Annotated in this window: 6 protein-coding genes; 2 read left to right on the top strand and 4 right to left on the bottom strand. The window is 59.1% G+C overall.

All coding sequences use genetic code 11. From position 1 onward, the window contains the following. The 4 genes from pqqD to pqqA form a co-directional block, all read right to left on the bottom strand. The coding region (pqqD, locus tag B2W52_RS20590) for a pyrroloquinoline quinone biosynthesis peptide chaperone PqqD (protein WP_286804003.1) at nucleotides 1–198 on the bottom strand (198 nt) is incomplete at its 3' end. Next, entirely contained in the window at nucleotides 198–953 is a 756-nt protein-coding gene (gene pqqC / locus B2W52_RS20585) for a pyrroloquinoline-quinone synthase PqqC (protein ID WP_053113098.1), read from the bottom strand. The genes pqqD and pqqC, both read right to left, overlap by 1 nt. After that, nucleotides 950–1,879 carry a pyrroloquinoline quinone biosynthesis protein PqqB gene (gene pqqB / locus B2W52_RS20580; protein WP_273157219.1) on the bottom strand — a complete coding sequence of 310 codons (930 nt, stop codon included), beginning with the start codon at nucleotides 1,877–1,879 and terminating at the stop codon, nucleotides 950–952. Before pqqB ends, pqqC begins: the two co-directional genes overlap by 4 nt. Before the next feature lie 53 nt (nucleotides 1,880–1,932). Beyond that, complete coding sequence (pqqA, locus tag B2W52_RS20575; protein WP_007153157.1) at nucleotides 1,933–2,004, bottom strand: pyrroloquinoline quinone precursor peptide PqqA; 72 nt, start codon at nucleotides 2,002–2,004, stop codon at nucleotides 1,933–1,935. Nucleotides 2,005–2,281: 277 nt separating this feature from the next. Here pqqA and acuR point away from each other — a divergent pair, with 277 nt between their 5' ends. Then, the gene (gene acuR, locus B2W52_RS20570) at nucleotides 2,282–2,923 is read left to right on the top strand and encodes an acrylate utilization transcriptional regulator AcuR (protein ID WP_014578351.1); all 642 of its coding nucleotides are present in this window, start codon (nucleotides 2,282–2,284) and stop codon (nucleotides 2,921–2,923) included. A 44-nt stretch (nucleotides 2,924–2,967) separates the two neighbouring features. Continuing rightward, nucleotides 2,968–3,246, top strand: a 279-nt coding sequence (locus tag B2W52_RS20565) for an alcohol dehydrogenase catalytic domain-containing protein (RefSeq protein WP_286804002.1), incomplete at its 3' end; no start/stop codon positions are given.

The raw sequence follows: 3,246 nt of genomic DNA, 5'->3' as shown, positions 1-3,246 counted from the left end.
CGGGAACTGCTGCTCCAGACTGGCGACGATGTCGGCCACGGTACGCTGACCGTCCACCTCGTTGAGAATGGCGCCGGCACTGCCATTGAGCTTCACCATACCTTCCGGATAAAGCAGCACATAACTTTCCTGGGCCGGCTCCCACTGGAACCGGAATCCTCGCCGAAAACGCGGTACTTCGTGCATACCCACCTCCATTACAGTCCCCGGTGCCAGACCTGTTCGTCGGTCACGGTGTGGTACGGCGGGGTGCGGTGGCTGTAGGCCATGGTCATGGCATCCAGCATGGTCCAGAGGATGTCCAGCTTGAACTGAAGAATCTCCAGGGCCCGGGCCTGCTGCGCCTCGGTGGTGAAATGGTCCAGGGTAATGATCAGGCCATGTTCCACGTCTCGTCGAGCTTCGGACAGACGCTTGCGGAAGTAGCTGTAGCCGCTCTCTTCAATCCACGGATAGTGGGCGGGCCAGCTGTCCAGTCGGGACTGATGGATTTCCGGGGCAAACAGCTCGGTCAGTGACGAACAGGCCGCCTCCTGCCAGGTCGCCCGGCGGGCGAAGTTCAGGTAGGCGTCCACGGCAAAGCGTACCCCGGGCAGCACGTGGCGTTGATCAATCACCTCTTCCCGGCTCAGGCCCACGGCTTCGGCCAGGGACAGCCAGGCTTCTATGCCGCCGACATCGCCGTCGTGGCCATCGTGATCCAGAATCCGCTGCAGCCAGAGCCGGCGCACACCAGCGTCCGGGCAGTTGGCCATGATGGCGGAGTCTTTCTGGGGAATTTTGATCTGGTAGTAGTACCGGTTGGCCACCCAGCCGCGGATCTGTTCGGGCGTGCACTGCCCGCCGTACATGGCTTTATGGTACGGGTGGTGGATGTGGTAGTACTGGCCCTTGGCGCGCAGGGCCTGCTCGAAATCCGTCCGGTTCATGGCGGTGTTGGCTTTGGCGTTCATGGCTGCCCCGACAGGTCGATGTGCATTCCATCCCAGGACACCTCGATGCCGTGGCGGGTCAGCTCCGCCCGCTCCGGGGAGTCCTCGTTCAGGATCGGGTTGGTGTTGTTGATGTGTATCAGGATCTTGCGCTGGGCCGGCATGGTGTCGAGCACCTCGATCATGCCACCCGGGCCGCTCTGGGCCAGATGACCCATGGCCTGGCCGGTCTTGGTGCCTACTTCCTGGCGGATCATCTCGTCGTCGTGCCAGACGGTCCCGTCCACCATCAGCACGTCGGCCTGGCGCATCCAGCCGAGAATACGGTCGTCGGGTTCGCCGAGGCCCGGGGCATAGAGTACGGTCTGACCGGTGCGGGTGTCTTTCAGGAACAGGCCAATGTTATCGCCCGAGTGCGGGTTGTCCCGGCGCGGTGAATACGGGGGTGCGTTGCTCAGCAGCGGAATGGCGGTCAGCTCGATGGACGGTGCGCAGGGAATGGTAAAAGGCGTCTGCTCGGATGCCTCGATGCGCTGCCAGTTCAGGCCACCGTTCCAGTGCGTGAGCATGGTGAACAGCGGAAAACCACCACTGAGGTCTTCATGCACCTGTTCGGTACACCAGACGTCCATCGGCAGTCCCTCGCGCAGGGACAGCAGGCCGGTGGTGTGGTCCACCTGGCTGTCCATCAGCACAATGGCATCAATGCCGGTATCCCTCAGAGCACGTGCCGGCTGCATCGCTTCGAAGGAAGCCAACTGGGCGCGAATGTCGGGGGAGGCGTTAAACAAGATCCAGTGCTCGCCGTCTTCACTGATGGCAATGGAAGACTGGGTACGGGCCCGGGCGTTCAGGGTGCCCTTCCGGAAGCCGTCGCAGTTGGCGCAGTTACAGTTCCACTGGGGAAAGCCACCGCCTGCAGCGGAGCCCAGAACGTGAATCAACATGGTGGGTCACTCCACAAGCAAAACGGCCAGCTCGAGGCTGGCCGCTTCAGCACTCAGCGATTGGCGAAGTACATGGTGACTTCGAAACCGATGCGGAGATCTTCGTAGGCTGGTTTGGTCCACATAATGCTCACCTCTATTGTCATGATTGTTAGCGCATTGAGGGTGAATCAACGACATTGCCGATAACCCAGTTCCCATCCTATCGGCCGGGGCAAGGGGCCAATATGGTACTTTGGAACTGTTTTTGGCCACCACAAAGTAGCATCGCTCCCACTTGGGAGAGCGAATCCCATTCCGCCCTGGCTGCACCCCATAGCAACTGCACTTGATTTTATTAGACGACCAGTCTAGTTTATTCTGATAATTAAATAGACGATCGGTCTAAATTGAGTCAAGACGATGAACCAGACAGCAGACATCAAGCGAAAACGGGGCCGCCCCCCGAAGACTGAAAATGCCGATTTCAGGGATACCCGCGAAACGCTCATCACCGTGGGCCTGTCAGTGCTGACGGAGAAGGGTTACTCCTCCACCGGCATCGACGAAATACTTCGCAAAGCCGGCGTACCGAAAGGCTCCTTCTACCACTACTTCGACAATAAAGAAGCCTTCGGCCGGATCCTGATCGAAGCCTACGGCCGCTATTTTGCGCGCAAACTTGATCGCTGGTTTGAAGATCGCGCCCTCACTCCCCTGCAGCGGCTCGAAGCGTTTGTTGAGGATGCCAAAACGGGCATGGCCAGGTTCGAGTATCGCCGCGGCTGCCTGATCGGCAATCTGGGACAGGAAATGACCGCCCTGCCCGAGGGTTTCCGTGTTCTGTTACAGGACGTTTTCACGGACTGGGAGTGCCGCACCGCTGGGGTATTGAGAGAGGCCCAGCAGGCCGGTGAGATTTCCAAGGATCTAAAGTGCGATCAGATGGCGCACTTCTTCTGGATTGGTTGGGAGGGCGCGGTGTTGCGCGCAAAGCTGGATCAATCCCCAGAACCACTGGATCGGTTCGCCCAGGGATTTTTGTCGCTACTTCGCGGCTCATGACCCGGGACGAAAAACCATCCTCATAACCCAAACACGGAGGCAACATGTTTAAAGGCATACTCATTGAAGGATCACGCGGCGACCAAAAAGTGTCACTGACATCCATACAAGAATCGGAACTGCCGGAAGGCGACGTTACCGTGGATGTAGCCTTCTCAACCTTGAACTACAAGGATGCTCTGGCCATCACCGGAAAGTCACCGATCGTGAAACAGTACCCGATGATTCCAGGCATCGACTTTGCCGGCACCGTATCAAGCTCCACGCATGCAGACTTCAAGGCAGGCGACCCGGTTGTCTTGAACGGGTGGGGCGTTGGCGAG

The organism is Marinobacter sp. UBA2498 (assembly GCF_002341575.1).
Lineage (GTDB): Bacteria > Pseudomonadota > Gammaproteobacteria > Pseudomonadales > Oleiphilaceae > Marinobacter > Marinobacter manganoxydans.
This window is presented reverse-complemented; position numbering and strand designations above follow the sequence as displayed.

Excerpts from the sequence above, each read along its gene's own strand:
- pqqC (WP_053113098.1), bottom strand. The coding sequence starts at position 953 with ATGAACGCCAAAGCCAACACCGCCATGAACCGGACGGATTTCGAGCAG.
- pqqB (WP_273157219.1), bottom strand. The coding sequence starts at position 1,879 with ATGTTGATTCACGTTCTGGGCTCCGCTGCAGGCGGTGGCTTTCCCCAG.
- acuR (WP_014578351.1), top strand. The coding sequence starts at position 2,282 with ATGAACCAGACAGCAGACATCAAGCGAAAACGGGGCCGCCCCCCGAAG.